The following is a 524-nucleotide window of genomic DNA, read 5'->3' on the forward strand; positions in this document are numbered from 1 at the left end:
TAGGTTCATTCATTAATCGCTAAGTGTAAACGAAAGTATCGCAATATATTATCAGAATATTTTGATGATAGGGACTAAAACGAAATTAGGCCATGCACGGGTTGAAACTGTGCATGGTTTTTTCTTTGTTTATTTATGGATTAATTTTATGGGATAGCTTACATTTGCATAGTGAAAAAGTGAGCAAAGTAGTTTATGATATTTTTGGAAGTTGGTGAATTATAGGGAGGTTTGCCAGTTCTCCGTTTATATTGGCGATTTGCAAGGACGCTTATAAATACATTTTAGGAGATTGCGTATGGAAATATTAGGTATTATTGGTGTGATTATCGGTATTTTACTGATTATTTGGTTTTCTGTTAAAGGGTTGCACATTATTATTGCGGCACCTTTATCTGCTTTGGTTGTAATTCTCGCTAACCAGATGGATATTTTTGGGTCCTTGATTGGTCAAGAGAATTCGTATATGACAGCTTTGGCCGGTTTCTTAATTAATAACTTTGCGATTTTCTTGTTGGGTGCTG

At 34.5% G+C, this 524-nt stretch carries 1 pseudogene; it reads left to right on the forward strand.

From position 1 onward, the window contains the following. Positions 1 to 298: 298 nt before the first annotated feature. A pseudogene (locus tag ACRCJ0_RS19200) lies at positions 299 to 524 on the forward strand (GntP family permease); the annotation flags it as partial.

Source organism: Aerococcus sp. L_32 (assembly GCF_050689315.1).